The 14,911-nt window shown below is 63.8% G+C and carries 13 protein-coding genes and 1 pseudogene; 3 read left to right on the plus strand and 11 right to left on the minus strand.

Annotated features, from left to right (window positions below):
- Positions 1 to 20 precede the first annotated feature (20 nt).
- The 4 genes from CH262_RS27860 to CH262_RS24480 are packed head-to-tail and all read right to left on the minus strand — an operon-like array spanning position 21 to position 3,344.
- Positions 21 to 164, minus strand: coding sequence for a hypothetical protein (locus CH262_RS27860; RefSeq protein WP_155288885.1), 144 nt, complete (start codon positions 162 to 164; stop codon positions 21 to 23).
- Positions 165 to 186: 22 nt separating this feature from the next.
- Positions 187 to 1,083 carry an alpha/beta fold hydrolase gene (locus CH262_RS24470; protein ID WP_094718630.1) on the minus strand — a complete coding sequence of 299 codons (897 nt, stop codon included), beginning with the start codon at positions 1,081 to 1,083 and terminating at the stop codon, positions 187 to 189.
- Positions 1,080 to 2,033 (minus strand): catechol 1,2-dioxygenase, encoded by a 954-nt coding sequence (locus tag CH262_RS24475; protein WP_094693249.1) that lies wholly within the window; start codon positions 2,031 to 2,033, stop codon positions 1,080 to 1,082. The genes CH262_RS24470 and CH262_RS24475 overlap by 4 nt, the downstream gene beginning before the upstream one ends.
- A gap of 39 nt (positions 2,034 to 2,072) precedes the next feature.
- The gene (locus tag CH262_RS24480; RefSeq protein ID WP_094718631.1) at positions 2,073 to 3,344 is read right to left on the minus strand and encodes a Rieske 2Fe-2S domain-containing protein; all 1,272 of its coding nucleotides are present in this window, start codon (positions 3,342 to 3,344) and stop codon (positions 2,073 to 2,075) included.
- Positions 3,345 to 3,599: 255 nt separating this feature from the next.
- Here CH262_RS24480 and CH262_RS24485 point away from each other — a divergent pair, with 255 nt between their 5' ends.
- Complete coding sequence (locus CH262_RS24485) at positions 3,600 to 4,595, plus strand: NAD(P)/FAD-dependent oxidoreductase (protein ID WP_032385614.1); 996 nt, start codon at positions 3,600 to 3,602, stop codon at positions 4,593 to 4,595.
- Positions 4,596 to 4,638: 43 nt separating this feature from the next.
- On the plus strand, positions 4,639 to 4,974 hold the full coding sequence (locus tag CH262_RS24490; protein WP_032385615.1) for an indolepyruvate ferredoxin oxidoreductase subunit alpha: 336 nt from the start codon (positions 4,639 to 4,641) through the stop codon (positions 4,972 to 4,974).
- Positions 4,975 to 4,978: 4 nt separating this feature from the next.
- Here the strand turns inward: CH262_RS24490 and CH262_RS24495 are convergent, their stop codons facing one another.
- The 6 genes and pseudogenes from CH262_RS24495 to CH262_RS24515 form a co-directional block, all read right to left on the minus strand.
- On the minus strand, positions 4,979 to 5,554 hold the full coding sequence (locus CH262_RS24495; protein WP_032385616.1) for a TetR/AcrR family transcriptional regulator: 576 nt from the start codon (positions 5,552 to 5,554) through the stop codon (positions 4,979 to 4,981).
- A gap of 35 nt (positions 5,555 to 5,589) precedes the next feature.
- On the minus strand, positions 5,590 to 7,113 hold the full coding sequence (locus tag CH262_RS24500) for an aldehyde dehydrogenase family protein (protein ID WP_094718632.1): 1,524 nt from the start codon (positions 7,111 to 7,113) through the stop codon (positions 5,590 to 5,592).
- A gap of 80 nt (positions 7,114 to 7,193) precedes the next feature.
- Positions 7,194 to 8,000, minus strand: coding sequence for a 2-keto-4-pentenoate hydratase (locus tag CH262_RS28255; RefSeq protein WP_256983372.1), 807 nt, complete (start codon positions 7,998 to 8,000; stop codon positions 7,194 to 7,196).
- A 75-nt stretch (positions 8,001 to 8,075) separates the two neighbouring features.
- A pseudogene (locus CH262_RS27985) lies at positions 8,076 to 9,326 on the minus strand (multidrug effflux MFS transporter); the annotation flags it as partial.
- A complete protein-coding gene (locus CH262_RS24510) occupies positions 9,301 to 9,816 on the minus strand; it encodes a hypothetical protein (protein ID WP_048319512.1) in 516 nt (171 codons plus the stop codon). The gene CH262_RS24510 and the pseudogene CH262_RS27985, both read right to left, overlap by 26 nt.
- Positions 9,807 to 11,744 (minus strand): primary-amine oxidase, encoded by a 1,938-nt coding sequence (locus CH262_RS24515; protein WP_167325245.1) that lies wholly within the window; start codon positions 11,742 to 11,744, stop codon positions 9,807 to 9,809. Before CH262_RS24515 ends, CH262_RS24510 begins: the two co-directional genes overlap by 10 nt.
- Before the next feature lie 281 nt (positions 11,745 to 12,025).
- On the opposite strand from CH262_RS24515, the gene CH262_RS24520 reads away from it, so the two are divergent.
- Positions 12,026 to 13,999, plus strand: coding sequence for a GMC family oxidoreductase (locus CH262_RS24520; protein WP_143547165.1), 1,974 nt, complete (start codon positions 12,026 to 12,028; stop codon positions 13,997 to 13,999).
- 72 nt (positions 14,000 to 14,071) lie between these two features.
- Here CH262_RS24520 and CH262_RS24525 read toward each other — a convergent pair whose 3' ends face one another.
- Positions 14,072 to 14,908, minus strand: a complete 837-nt coding sequence (locus tag CH262_RS24525) for an alpha/beta fold hydrolase (protein ID WP_256988964.1) — start codon at positions 14,906 to 14,908, stop codon at positions 14,072 to 14,074.
- Between the last annotated feature and the right edge of the window lie 3 nt (positions 14,909 to 14,911).

Below are 14,911 nucleotides of genomic sequence, written 5' to 3' on the forward strand. Positions count from 1 at the left end.
CCTACTCAGTCGATACGGTGCTATTGATTGATGCGATGTACTTGGGTGTTGACGCGTGCCAACGGGTTCGGGATCAGACGCTGGTGGGTGGCCAGGCGCCCGCTGAAGTAGCGCAGCGCGCCGATCCCGGTACCGATGGCCAGCGGGATGTACAGAATCTTCACGACGGTGTCCTCGTTCGCTCGATCAGGGATGTTGGCTGGCAGTGAAGAATCCGGAGACCACGGCGTAGTACGCAGCGGGCCGCTCTTCCTGCAGATGGTGCGAGACGTTGTCCATCACATGCAGATTGCCGCGTTTGATCATGCGCGCGAGCATCATTGGATAGTCGGGCGTGAGGAATGCATCCTCGCGGCCCCAGATGAACAAGGTGGGCGCCTCGATCAGGCCCAATTGCTGTGTCAGGTCCTGCCATTCGCCGCGTGGGCTGTCCGACATCGCAGCGAGTGCCGTTTCCTCGGGATCGAGGCTCTGCTGGTAGCGCATGTCCAGGGTCTCCTCGGGGAGACGATCGGGGTCGCACCATTCCAGGCGGGTGATCAGCGTCCGCATCTTCTCCCGGGTGGGTCCTTCGCCGCCGTAGTAGACGTCCCGTGCGGTCCGTCCCCGATGACCGCGCTCGGGAAGTGGTGCCAGTGGACCGTAGAACACCGGCATACTTCCGGTGATCACCAGTGAGCGAACACGCTCGGGGTGCAGGGCAGCGAAGTTCAGGGCGATCGTTCCACCCCACGAGTTGCAGACGAAGTCGGCTTGCTCGATGCCGAGTGCGTCCATCAGCGCCACCGTCTTGGCCGCGTGGAAGTCCCACATCGGGCCATCGATCAGGCACTTCTCCGACTGCCCGTACTGCAGGATATCCACCAGCACGCAACGTCGGTCTGCCTCGAAATACGGTGCGACGGGGCCGAAGTCACTCCACGCGGTGCATCCTGGGCCGCCGCCGTGCAGGAAGATCGTGTCCTGCCCGGTGCCGATGTCGTAGTAGTGGTACGTGGCACCGTCCGCTTCGATGAAGCGGCTTTCCGGGGGTGCCGAAGCGGCGGGCGACTTCCCGACCGCAACCGGTGATGCGACAGTCATGAGTTCTTCTCTCCTGGCAAGGTGTGGGGTTCGATCACTGCCACGCCCATTCCCGTCAACCATTCGGGCATCGGCGAATACGCAAGGGTCTTGCCCGGCGCGAAGCCGAGAGCAGCAGCCATCATCAGCCACGTTCGTAGCTCCTGGCCACCGTTTCCTGCGTTTTCGGCAATCTGCTCGGACGTCCACTGTGTGTATTTCTGCAGATCTCCGTGTTCGAGATCGCGCAGAAACTGTTCGTCGAATTCCGGGAATATGGTCGGCTTCGCTCCGACGATGATTTCCCGTCGCCGCTTGTCGTAGCGTTCCCATTCGCCGCGCCCGTTCAACCAGGCTTCGACCAGGAACTCCTCGTCCTCGCCCTCGGGAGCGGTCCAGTCACTGGGCCACGGCAACTGGTGTGACAGTCCGCCCGAGGCGACGACCACGACGCGGCGGTCACCGAAGCTCTCGATTGCCGCGGCGATATTGCGACCGAGCTCGGCGACACGAGGAAGTGTCGGCAGGGGCGCGGCGAACACGTTGACCACCAACGGCACCACCGGGACGTCGATCCCGTCGAGCAGGTACTGAATTGCGTGGGACTGACCGTGGTCGATCTGCAGGCGTGCCGAAATGGCGACTTCGGTGCCGGCATCGACGAGGTACTGAGCCAACGCACGAGCGAATTCGGGATCGGTCTTCTGCGGGCCCTTCGGTGTTCCGCCGTCACCTGCGGCAACGACCTCGCCGACGCCCATGGTGAAGGACGGGATCATGTCCAGCCAGAACCCCCGGAAGTGATTGGATCCCACCAGAACCACGACATCCGGACGTGCTTCGACGATGCGGTCGCGGGCCGTCGCGAGTCCTTCTCGAAACGCCTCGGCACGCTCGGTGTGAACGACCTTGTCCCAGTGGGTGTTCATCAACGTGGAGTGAGATGCCCCGATTCCCAGCACGATTGACATGTTTTGCTCCTTAGGTCGAGCTCGAATCAGAGGGTGAGATCAGTTCGGGGTCGGTACGTCGATGCCCTGTTCGGCCAACGCATCGATCCGATCCTCTGTCGTGTCCTCGGCGAGCTTGCGCCACTGCAGAAGCGAGTCGTCGGGCCGGTACAGCTTCTCCGGCGGTGCATCGGTCACCTCGACCATCCACTTGTCCTGGCTGGAGAACTGACCGTGGAACAGCCAACGGACCGCTCCGAGGTACTTGAAGTAGAAGGGAATGGTTTTGAGCCCCTTCTGGAAATCCGCCATCACTCCCACGTAGAGGTGGTTGTCCTCGTCCACCGGTACGTAGAACTCGTAGTGAATGAAGGTGGGGTAGGCGATACGCAGAACACCCGGCATACTCACCGACGCGAACCCCGGGAACTCCTGTGCCGCAATCACCGGGTTCACCTCACGGTGGGAGCCGGTGTTGCCGATGTTCGTGGTGGTCTTCGGCGGGTTGCTCTTGAACCACGCCTTCCCGGTCCACTTGCCGAGGCCGGGGAAGTCCGCATCCCAGAACTGTTCCAGCTGAACTCGGTAGATCCAGCGACCGCGCTTGACGATCTTGGTGGTGTTCCACACCGGCATCGCCTTGAACAGCCGCCACAGCGCCGTTCGGTGCAGGTACTTCGCATGTCCCTCGTCGTACCCGTTCTCGCAGGCGAAGCGCCAGTTGCCTTCTCGCGGCATGATTCGCGATCCGATGACGGCAGCGTTGCTGACGAGTTCCTCGGGCAGCTGCTCGTCGATGGGGTGTGGCTCTTCACCGTCGCCGACGAAAATCCACACCATTCCCAGTCGTTCCTCGACGTGGTAGGTCGGTTGGGTGACCTTGCCGCAGATCGGCGACTTGGGACCGTCGGTGATGGCGGCCTTGAGGTCTCCGGTCTCGAGATCGAAAGTCCAGCCGTGGTACACGCACGAGATCGTGCCGGGAAACTGCTTGTTCCCGTAGCTCAGCGGCACTCCGCGGTGGGGGCACCGATTGGCCATGCCTCGAACGACACCGCGGTCGCGGATGACGAAGATGTCCTCGCCGAGCAGCTTGACCCGTACGGGACGCTCGCCGACCTTGGACGAGAACACCACCGGGTACCAGTAGCCGCGAAAGCCTGCTCCGGCTGCCTGATACAGGGGCCAACTCGACCAGTCCTGCCTACCGGGCAGGTTGCCGTCCTTCTTCTTCTGGGCCGGCGTATTCACTCGGTCCGCTTCTTTCGGCGGTGTCGCGACGGTAGGGCGCGATACCGTCGACGCCGCGCGGGGTTCCAGCGTCTCGCTCATATGTGCTCTCCAGGTGCAGTTCACTCGTGTCGTGGGAAGCGATCGACTTCTCGACCGATCGCTCCGAGTCGGCACAGCACATCACTGCGTTGCGGACACCACAATCGAAGCGGTCCGCCTACCGGAATTTGTCCACGCGCCTGGCCTTCTCTGACCGAGAACCCCGCCCGGTTCCGCTCAGCGGTCCAATCCACGTGATGTATCCGACGGCGGCGCCTACTGTCCCTAGGACCCAACGAACTCGAAGGAGACCCGATGACCATTCAGCCCTCGGTCGTCACGACCGACGTCGCCATCGTCGGTGCTGGCCCGACCGGACTCTACGGCGCGTACTACGCCGGCTTTCGCGGGCTGGAGACCGTAGTCATCGACGCTCTCCCCCAGGCAGGAGGGCAGGTGATGGCCCTGTACCCGGAGAAGCAGATTCGCGACGTGGCCGCGCTGCCGTCGATACGGGGTCGTGACTTCGTCGCCAATCTCGTGGAGCAGGCCGGTGCCTTCTCACCGACTTATCTACTCGGCCGTCAGGCCATCGAGCTGACCCACGAGGACGGCCTGCCGGTCCTGACCCTCGACGACGGCACGATCGTTCGTGCCGGTGCCGTCGTGCTGACCGCCGGTATCGGTACCCCGACGCCGCGGGCGATGGAGACCGGTACCGAATGGCTCGGATCCGCGCTCTCCTACTTCGTCACCGATCCCACGGTCCATGCCGACCAGGATGTCGTCATCGTCGGTGGCGGTGACTCCGCGCTCGACTGGGCAGATGCACTGGCCTCGATCGCCCGATCGGTCACATTGGTCCACCGCCGAGCCACGTTCCGAGGTCACGCCGCGACTCTCGAACGCGTGCGTTCGGGCAAGGTCGCCATCCACACGGACACCGAAGTCCTTGCCCTGGTAGGCGATCTGGAAACCGGGTCATTGTCGAAAGTGGCGCTTCGGGCGAAGAACGGCGAGGAAACCGTCGTCGCGGCCGATCATGTGATCGCCGCTCTCGGCTTCATCAGCAATCTCGGCCCCATCCGCGATTGGAACCTCGAACTGCGAGGTCGTTCCATCGCCGTCGACCGTTCGGGTCGAACCAACCTGCCCCGCGTCTACGCCGCCGGTGACGTGACCGACTACGACGGAAAGGTCAAGCTCATGTCGGTCGGATTCGGTGAAGTCGCGACCGCGATGAATCACGTTGCGGTCGACCTCGACCCCGACCTGGTGCTCTTCCCCGGACATTCGACCGACGGCGCCTGAGCGCCTCACCACACCAGACCTCACCACACCAGGAGGAACCAGCATGTCCTACGTCATCGGAATCAACTGCATCGATCAGCTCGATCGGTCGTGCATCGAAGTGTGCCCCGTCGACTGCATCTACATCGGCGACCGCCGCAGCTACATCAACCCCAACGAGTGCATCGACTGCGGGGCATGCGAAGTGGAGTGCCCGGTGGACGCCGTCTTCGTCGACCGAAAAGCGCGCAAGGATCCCGAGCTCGCAGAATTCGTCGCAGATTCCATCGCCTTCTTCAACGAGCCGTTGCCGGGAAGAAGCGAGCCGATCGGTGATCCGGGCGGATCTCAGAAATTGGGACCGTTGGGCGTCGACACCGAATTCACGGCGAATCACTGAGCGATCAGCTCGCGACCAGACGCCGGAGGACTTCTCGCAGCTGCTCCAGCAGCTGCGAGGTCCTGTCGTCGTCGGAGAAGACCATGTGCTGCATCACGAGTCCGTCCAGTGCCGAGAACACCAGCTCCGAGATGCTGCCGTCGGGGTCGGGCACGCCGGCATTGTCGAGCGTGTGTCGGACCTGAGCCGCATACCGCCGGTACAGTCCACGCACGTTTTCGATCGGTAGATTACCGCGGACCGCCTGAGTGGTCTCGTCGTATTGAAGCAACTGGCGCTTACGCGAATTATTGAGTGTTGGAACGAGATTGGAGGCAAACTCGTCGATCGAGTTCGCCTCCAGCCCGACGTCGTCCGAATCCTGTTCCGCCGCTCGGCGAAACGCTTCGATCAGCAACTGCTCCCGGGTGCCGAAATGGTGCCGGACCAAGCCGTGCGCCATGCCCACACGGGCAGCCACGGCCCGGTAGGTGACGGCCTGTACACCGGTCTCACCGGCGATATCGATGGCCGCATCCAGCAGTCGATCCCTGGTGGACTGATCGGATTCATGTTCCGTCGAGTCGTCGGCAGCGTTCATCCTCACAGCAAACCACGCTACCGACGACCGCGTCGCTACTGCCCGGCCAATCCCCACAGTGGTGGTCGGTCGCCTCCGAGATCGATGTTGACCGACTTGACTGCGGAGTACTCACGGAGCGTCTCGAACGACAACTCACGTCCGAACCCGCTGTCACCTCGGCCGCCCATCGGCATCCCGGGCGGCAGATCGAACCATCGGTTCACCCACACGATTCCCGCGTCCAGGCGATCTGCGAACTGATGCGCGCGGCGCAGGTTCTGTGTCCAGACTCCGGCCGCCAAGCCGTACGGCGATGCGTTCGCGCGAGTGATCGCTTCTTCGTCGGTTCGGTAGCGTTCCGCGACGGTCACCGGACCGAAGACCTCGGTCCGCACGATCGTGGCCTGGCCCTTCGGATCGGCCAGCAGCACCGGACGATGATAGAACCCACCGTGCAGAGAGTCGTCCAGGTCGAGTGGCTCGTCTCCGACGACCACCGAGACACCCTCCGCGCGCGCCCGCTCGACGTGTGCGCTGACCAGTTCGAGTTGACGACCCGACACCAGCGGTCCCATCTCGCTGCTCGGATCCGTCGCGTCGCCCACCTTGATCTTTCGGGCCACCGCAGCGAACCGCTCGACGAATTCGTCGTGGATGTCGTCGTGCAGCAGTAGACGCGAGGCTGCGATGCACGCCTGACCGTTGGCCAGATAGATCCCCATCAGCGCGTCCTGAACCGCGAGTTCGAGGTCCGCGTCGGCAGCGACGATCATCGGTCCCTTGCCGCCGAGCTCCATCAAACTCGGCCGCAGTGTGCGCGCTGCGGAACCGAGAATTGCCCGTGCAGTGTCCGGACCACCGGTGAACGTTATCTTGGCGACGTCGGGGTGCGAGACCAGAGCCGCTCCCGTCTCGGGGCCGAGACCGGTGACGATGTTCAGCACACCGGCCGGCAGGAGGTCACCGATCAACCGGGTGAACTCGAGAATGCTCGCAGACGCGTACTCCGAGGGCTTGACGACGACCGTGTTGCCGGCGGCCAGCGCGGGTGCCACCTTGTTGGCGAAGGTGATCAACGGCGAATTCCACGAGATGATCGCCGCGACCACGCCGAGAGGTTCGCGCTTGGTGTAGAGCAGGGTGTCGGGGTTCGACAGCGGAATCTGCTCGCCGTTGAATGCGCGAATGACGCCGGCGTAGAACCTGAAAATTGCCACCACTGTTGGGATGTCGGCAATTCCTGCTTCGCGGACCGGTCGGCCGTTCTCGGTCGCCAACAAGGCACCGAAACGTTCGCCGTCGGCCTCGAAGCGATCCGCGATCGACAGCAGGATTGCTTGTCGCTGGTCCTGCGTCGTCCTGCGCCACTGTCCGAAGGCGCGGACGGCCGCCGCCACGGCGGACTCCGCGTCCTCGGCCGTGCCCTGCGGCAGGACCGCCCACGGGCTTCCGACGCTGGGGTCGACCGCTTCGAAGGTGCTACGGGCGCTCACCCAGTCGCCACCGATGAACTGCTGATAATCCCCGTTGGGGACGAAAGCCGCGCGGGCTGTTTCCGACGAGAGAATGGACGACATTGTTCTCCTTCTGACGTGACACGTTGCGAGTACAACCCGCTTCCGTAGCGCGATACACGGAGAAGGGTTGTCTCGGTTTACTACTGGAAGGAAGCGCTCACCGATCCGAGGCCGGTCAGGGTGGCCGTGACCGACTGTCCTGCTGCGACCGCCCGCATCGGTCCCAAAGCTCCGGACAGAACGACCTGGCCGGCACGCAGCGGCCGACCGAGGTCTGCCGCGGTCTGCGCCAGCCAGACGACGGCTGCGACCGGATCGCCGAGGCAGGCGGCACCGGTGCCCTCGGACACCTGAGTTCCGTCGATCGACATGGTCATCTGCACCTCGGTGAGGTCCAGATCCCCGAGCAACACTTGCCGATCACCGAGTACGTAGGCACCCGCCGACGCATTGTCGGCCACGGTGTCTGCAAAGCTGATGTCCCAGTTGCTGATTCGGCTACCACATACCTCGAGGGCGGCGACCACGTAATCGGTGGCTCGTCTGACGCGATCTGCGTCGAGAGGCCCGTCGGCCAGATCTTCGCGCAATACGAAGGCGATCTCGGCCTCGACCCGCGGCTGTGACACCTGCTCGGCGGGAATGACGGCGTCGGCACCGTAGGCCATGTCGTCGAACAGCATTCCGAAGTCGGGACGGTCGACACCCAATTGCGCCTGAACGGCTTTCGACGTCAAACCGATCTTTCGGCCGACCACGACCGCTCCGGAATCCAGACGCTCGTTGTTGAGAATCTCCTGTACCGCATAGGCCGCCGTCACGTCGTCACGGCCGATCAGGTCGCGGACCGGCTCGCAGGGCTCGCCGCTGTTCGCAGCGTGATTCAGCCGCTCAGCGGCGGCCTCGATGTTGTTCTGGCTCACAGTCACGACGCAAGCTTCGGACACGGGGGCGTCACCGGCAACAACTGCGTCTCGCTCAGCGGTCCTCACCGTCGGTCCGGTGCCGACGAGAACCAGCACCAAGGCAACCGACGCCGCGAAAGCCATCATGGTCGCCACTGCGAGGGCATCGTTGCCGAGCAGACCGACGACGGGAGCGGCTGCCGCTGCGAAGGCGAATTGGACGCCGCCGATCAAGGCCGACGCGGTACCGGCCACGGACCCGTAGCCGGCCAGTGCTTGCGCCGGAGCGTTCGGTAGGACCGTGCCCATCACCGCCAAGATCAGCAGCACCGGCACGCCGAAACCGATCAACCCACCCGTATCGGTCGCCGCCAAGACCACGAACACGACGGCAACGACGGTGCCGATCAACAGCGCAGCGAGCAGAACGGTTCGAGTTGTCCATCGACGAAGAACGACGACGTTGAGCTGAGAAGCTCCGATCAACACGACTGCGCCTGCGGCAAAAGCGATTCCGAACTGCTGCGGAGTGAGTCCGAAGCTACCTTGTAGGACGAACGGCGAGGCAGAGATGTACGCGAACATCACCACCCGGCCCAGGCCACATACGAGCACCATCGAGACGAAGGCTCGATCCGTGCCGAGGCGCGCGTAATTCCGCAGAACCGTGCGCGCACTGTTCTGCTGCCGCGCCGCCGGGGGCAGGGTCTCGGGCATCGCGAACGCACCGATCGCGACCGCCGTCAGGCCCAGAGCTGCAAGGATCACGAAGATCACGCGCCACGTCGACATTTCGACGACCAGGCCACCGATCGACGGTGCCAGGATCGGTGCCACGCCCATCACCAACATCAGCCGGGACATCATGACCGCAGCGGCGTTGCCCTGGTAGAGGTCTCGCACCACGGCCATGGCGAGGACAGCTCCGGCTGCACCTCCGAAACCCTGCAGGACCCGAAGCACTGCCAGCACCTCGATACCCGGCGCGACCACGCACCCGAGAGAGGCCGCAACATGGAGCAGCGACGCCACGATCAGTGGACGTCGCCTACCCAGTGCGTCCGACATCGGACCGATCACCAATTGGCCGACAGCGAAGCCGATCAGAGTGCCGGTCAGGGTGAACTGCACCGCCGTCTCCGATATCGCGAATTCGGTTGCGATGACGGGAAAAGCCGACAGATACATGTCGACGGTGAACGGACCGAGTGCGGTGAGCGCACCGAGCATCACGACCAAGCGAAGACGGCCCCGACCCGACGGTGCCGTCACCGCGGACACGGAAACTCCGGTGCCGTCGGCACCGGAGTTTCCGTGTTCGCTCTCGGTCGCGGCGATGGATCTACTCACCGCCGGCACGCAGTGCACGCACCGATGCGCCCACTGCCAACACGATCTGAAGGGCTGCGAAGAACAACCCGGCCTGCATCAATCCCTCGAACGACTGCGCGGACAGAACACTGCCGGAGCCTGCCATGTCCATCGCCCCGTGCCCCATCGCAGCGTGATCCATGGCGCCGCTTTCCGCCGCCGTGTGGCTCGAGTGGCCCAGCGACGTCGACATCAACGCCCAGTGCACAGTGAGCATCGCGATACCGAAACCGGCGGTCACCGCGTACTCGCGTACGCGGTGGCCGTTGCCCTTCCTGCACGTGAACGCCACGCACAGGCCGGACAGAACGAGCATCGGCACAACCATGCCGAGCATCGCCGTGCCCGTGACGATGAGCAACACGACGTGCACCACCAGACACAGAATCGCAACAGCGGCGAGGACGGCATCGACGAGATCGACTCCAGCCCTAGTTCTTTCGCGCCCGGGTGGCATTCCCACCACAGGCCCGAGGGTCAGTGACACGACGCTTCGCCCGGCTGGTCGTCTGCAGTGCTCCCGCCGTGCGCACTCGACGAAGCAGGCACGTCCAGCGCCGGGTTCTTGTCGAAGAAGTTCACCGGCAGCAGGTGGAAACCGACGACCTCGGTCGGCATGACCGGCCAGTCCTCGGCGCGCGGAATGTGTGTCACTCCCAGGGTGTGCCACAGCACCACATCCGTGTTGTCGGTCGCGCGATTTTCCGCAGTCCATCGGGGAAGACCGTCACCGGAGCGGCTCTGGTTCGGGAAGTCACCCGAGGGGCGCATTTCAGCGGGCGAGTACGGCGTCACCCACATGTTGCGGGTGCCGAAACCGGCTCGCTTGGCAATCAATGAGGGATCCTGCGCCAGCATCGTTGCCGACGACCAACCGGGCAGGAACTTGTAACTGACCGGATTGCCCCAGGCGTTCTTCTTGGCGGTGTTCATGATCTGCCAACTGCGAGACGACTGCGTGTTGGTGTGGTCGTCACCGGTCAATTCGCGGTCGATGACCGTTTTCTTGACTCCGATTGCGTTGCCGTAGGGATTGTCCGGGCCGACAGGCACCCCGTAGGCATCGTTCTGTACGACAGTGTTCTGCCATCCGTCGATTTCGGTATCGAGCCGGAACGAGAACAGATGCTGGTGGTAGCTGGACACGATGTTCTTGGCGATCCGGGTGCCGTGCGCAGAGGTCTCACCCTCTTCGACGGAGCGGGTCTGCACGATCCCCAGTAGCTTGACCTCCATTTGAATGGAGGCGTCCTGGTAGAAGTTCCAGTAGAAGCCGTAGTGGTAGTTGCCGACGGTGGCGATGAAGCTGACGACCAGGCGACGCGAGCGACGTACGTCGACCTTGCCGGTCATCCAGTCGGTGTGCTTCCACAGAATGCCCGCGTCCTCTTCGTGGATGCAGATCGCATTCTCGATAGTGGTCGGTTCACCGTTCTCGCCGGCATTCTCCGCGTCCAGGTAGACGATCTCACCGAGGCAGTCACAGCCGAGTCGAAGCGAATTGGCGAGCTTTCCGAGGCCGAACTCGCCGGCGTCGAATGCGCTGCGCCAGAAGTGCTCCTTGGACGGGTCGCCGTAGGGTACGACCATTTCGCCCAGGGACGCGCGGTGCAGAACCGAGCGGTACTCGTCCCCGTCCAGGTACTCCACCGCATGCAGCACCAGTCCCTCGAGCGGATGCCAGTTGATCCGGAAGCGCCACTTCTGCCAGGTGAGCTCGCGGCCGTCGATCTTGAATCCGACGCCCTCGGGCTGAGTGATGACGAGCGGGGCGACGTCGGAGCGCATCGGCTGGTTCGCGTCCGCCGTGTAGTTGGCCTGCTCGACGTTCATCGGCCGCACGCCGAAGTCGTGGACGTCGATGACCTTCAGCGCCACCAGATCGACCACAGCGATGACACCCTCGATGGGGTGCGCGTACCCGTTGTCGTCGGGAAAATCGCGGTAGTAGGAGACCGAGCCGGCCAGACGCCTGCCGTCGACGGGGTAATCGAGCACGCCGGGCACGGCCATGTTGCCGACGCCCCACGGATCGATCTGGACCTTGTCCATGTCGGTGATGCCGCGCAGCGCAAGCGCCTCGACGTATCGCGGATCCTGCTTGATCAGGTCGGGAGCAAGATCGAACTCCTCGAGCAGGACGGGTGCAGCACCGTCGGTGATAACGGAGGACGAGACCACGGCGTCGGCATCGAGATCGACGACGACATCGTGCGTCGTTCCGGACGCACGATCGACCAACAGAACCCTTGCGCGACGGGCGATCTCGTGACCTTCGCGGAGCAGTCGCTTGTCCGGCTCGTCGGTGTAGACCGCGGCGAACCCCGGCCTTTCTGCGATGGCCTCACGACGAACGACATCTGCGACGCGGCGAAACTCGTCGGATGTCAGGGAATCGAAGAGCGGATGACGCACGGGTGTTCCTTTCATAGCATTCATCTGGTCGAGATCTCGAGTCGCCAGCGTGTGCTTCCTACACAACCAGTGTGCGGTCGAGCGCGCAGCTCGATGTTTTGCTCAGCGGTCCTCGAGGCAGCCGGGCCTCTGTGTCGCGAGCTCCGCCCGGGCGGCCGCCGCACGCAGTATCGCGGGGCATCTGCCCCGATCACGCTGTGCCGGTTCGCTCACCGAGACTGCGGGCCCTGCGATCGATGGTCCAGGTGGACACTGGCGAATTCTGACTGAAAGGAGTTCTGGTGACTGTCGATTCCGCACGATCATCCTGGGACCGCCGTGTTTTGGCCGCACTCTGCGACACTCTGATTCCGCGAATCTCTGCGCCACATTCGGCCTCGACGGACGAGCAGGTGTTCTGGAGCACGAGTGCCTCCGATCTCGCCGTGGACCAGATTCTCGACTCGGTCCTCCCACTCTGGGCCCCACATGTGCACATCCTCGTAGGCCGCACCCTCGACGCCCTGTCGGAATCGTTCGCGGACAGCTCGCCCGATCGCCGCGACGAGCAGTGGCTGACGGTGCTCGCCGACCCGTCGACTCGTCCTGGCGCTCTGATAGTGCAGAGCACGGTGTTGGCAATGTTCTACACCGTGCCGGACGAGGCGTCGAAGAACCCGACGTGGCCGGCCCTCGGCTTTGCCGGTCCGTTGCTCGAACCGCCGACCGCAGTGCAGTTTCCGAAGACCTTGACCGTGGCCGAGCTACCCGACAACGGGTCGATCACGTTGACGGTCGATGCGGTGGTCGTGGGTTCCGGTGCGGGCGGCGGCGTTGCCGCGGCCCGTCTCGCGGCCGCGGGTATGAAGGTACTCGTACTGGAGAAAGGTGGCTATCGGAACGAGCCCGATCTACCTCAGTTGGAGGCGTTGTCGTTTCCGAATCTGTATCTCGGCGGTGGATTCGTCTGGTCGACCGATGCCAGCGTCGGCCTGTTGGCAGGCTCGACTGTCGGTGGCGGAACCACGGTCAACTCCATGGCGTGTCTCCCGACGCCCGAGTACGTACTGGACGAATGGGTCGAGGCAGGCATGGAGGGCGCGTCCTCGGACGAGTTCGGCCCGCACATCGAATCGGTGATGCAGCGGATCAACGCTGTACCCGCCAATACCGTGCACAACAGCGTCAACCGAATTCTCAATCGCGGCCTCGACGCTGCCGGACTCCAACGAAATACTCTGGCACGCAACGCCAAAGACAATGACGACCGATTCTGCGGCGAGTGCAATGCCGGTTGCCTCGTAGGATGCAAACAATCCACGATGAAAACTTTCCTTCAGGATGCCAGCGACTCGGGTGCGCAGTTGCTACCCCAGTGCGACGTCCAGGAAATCGTGCACGCCGATGGCCGCGCAGTCGGCGTCCGAGCGGTGGTGAGCACTCCCGACGGAGACCGGGACGTACTCGTGGAGGCACCGATCGTCGTGGTCGCCGCGGGCGCGCTCGCCTCGCCCGTTCTGCTGCAACGTTCCGGGCTGGGTGGGCCGAGCGTCGGTCGAAACCTGCACGTTCACCCCTCGTACTTCGTCAGCGGAGTGTACGACGAGGTCGTGAAGGGTTGGGCCGGGCAGATTCTCACCAGCGTCAGTCACGACTTCGAGCACGTGGAAGGCGAACACGGATTCGTCGTGGAAGCCGCGCCCATGGGCCTCGGCTTCTGGACGGGTCTCACACCGTGGCACTCCGGTGAGCAACACAAGCAGGAGCAGTTACGCCTCGAACACGTCTCCGGAGTCTGGGGCTTCGTTCGAGATCACGGCTCCGGACGTGTGGAAGGCGACGCGCACGGAATGCCGGTCGTCACATGGGGTCTCGACGATCCGGTCGACCTGGCAGTCGTCCGCCGTACGCATCAGGAACTCGCGCGCATCCTCCGGGCGTCGGGTGCCAAAGAAATTTTCACGTTCCTTCCGTCCGACCCACGCTGGCGTCAGGGCGAGGACTTCGATGCATTTCTCGACATGCTCGGCAGCCTGGACGCCGCGGACATCCTGACGTTGTCGGCACACCAGAGCGGCTCCTGCCCTACCGGCCTCGACCCGACGACATCGGTGGTGAACGGCCGCGGTCGCCTCCACGATTGTTCCGGAGTCTATGTCGCGGATGCGAGCGCGCTACCCACTGCGCCTGGTGTGAACCCCATGGTGTCGATCGAAGCCTACGCACGCAGAACCGCAGAATTCATTGTGCAGGAATGGGACTCCGAAATACCCTGACCGTCGCAGCGCACAAGCTCGAACGCTGGTGTGCACTGTGCACACCAGCGTTCGAGCTTGTCGATGTCGGTTTCAGCGATCCTTGGGCGTGTGCGTATCGAGGAAGCCGACAACAGCGTCGGCCACCGGTGTCGGTAGTTGCTCCACCATGGGAATGGTGCCGCCCTCGATGACCACGATGTCGACCGTCGCTGCCTGCACGAGACCGTCCCGCACGAGGCCGACATCGGGGAAGGAGAACGGGTCCGCGTCGCCACCGAGGATGAGTACCGGGGCCGTCACTTCGCCGATCCGATCTTCCATGACGTACCGCGAACACGCGATATGTCCCTCGGCCGGATCCACCCCCGGCGCAAGCGCGTCGCGCACGAAGCGATCGAGTAGGTCCGGGCGATTCGGCGGATAATACGGTTCTCGCTGGCCCCACCACGTCGTGAGATGGCCACCGTGCGAGTCGATTTCCGCGACGTCGACGCCGGGGCCGTCGGCATGACCGGCACGGTACTCGGGGCCGGTGTAGGACGGCGACGACAGGATCACGGACTTCACCCGACCTGGTACCGCACTGGCAACCTCCACCGCGACCACGGCCCCGGTGTGGTGACCCATCACCGAGAACTGATCGAGACCCAACGCATCCGCTAGATGCAGAACACCCGAGGCATACTGCTCGATCGTTTGCGGGCCAACAGGTTTGGCGGACTGCCCGAATCCGTACATGTCCATGGCGATGATGCGACGGGACGGGCCGACGAGGGGCATCAACTCGGCGAATTCGTCCCACGAACGCGGGGTCTGGTGCAGGCAGATCAACGGGACTCCCTCGACTCCGGCTTCTGCATAGTGCAGTTGACCGAGCGGGGTGTCGGCGTAGCCGAAGCGCACGAGGGTCGTGGTGTCGTCGAGCACGGC

It is taken from the genome of Rhodococcus sp. 05-2255-1e, from assembly GCF_002259025.1.
GTDB classification, from domain to species: domain Bacteria; phylum Actinomycetota; class Actinomycetes; order Mycobacteriales; family Mycobacteriaceae; genus Rhodococcoides; species Rhodococcoides fascians.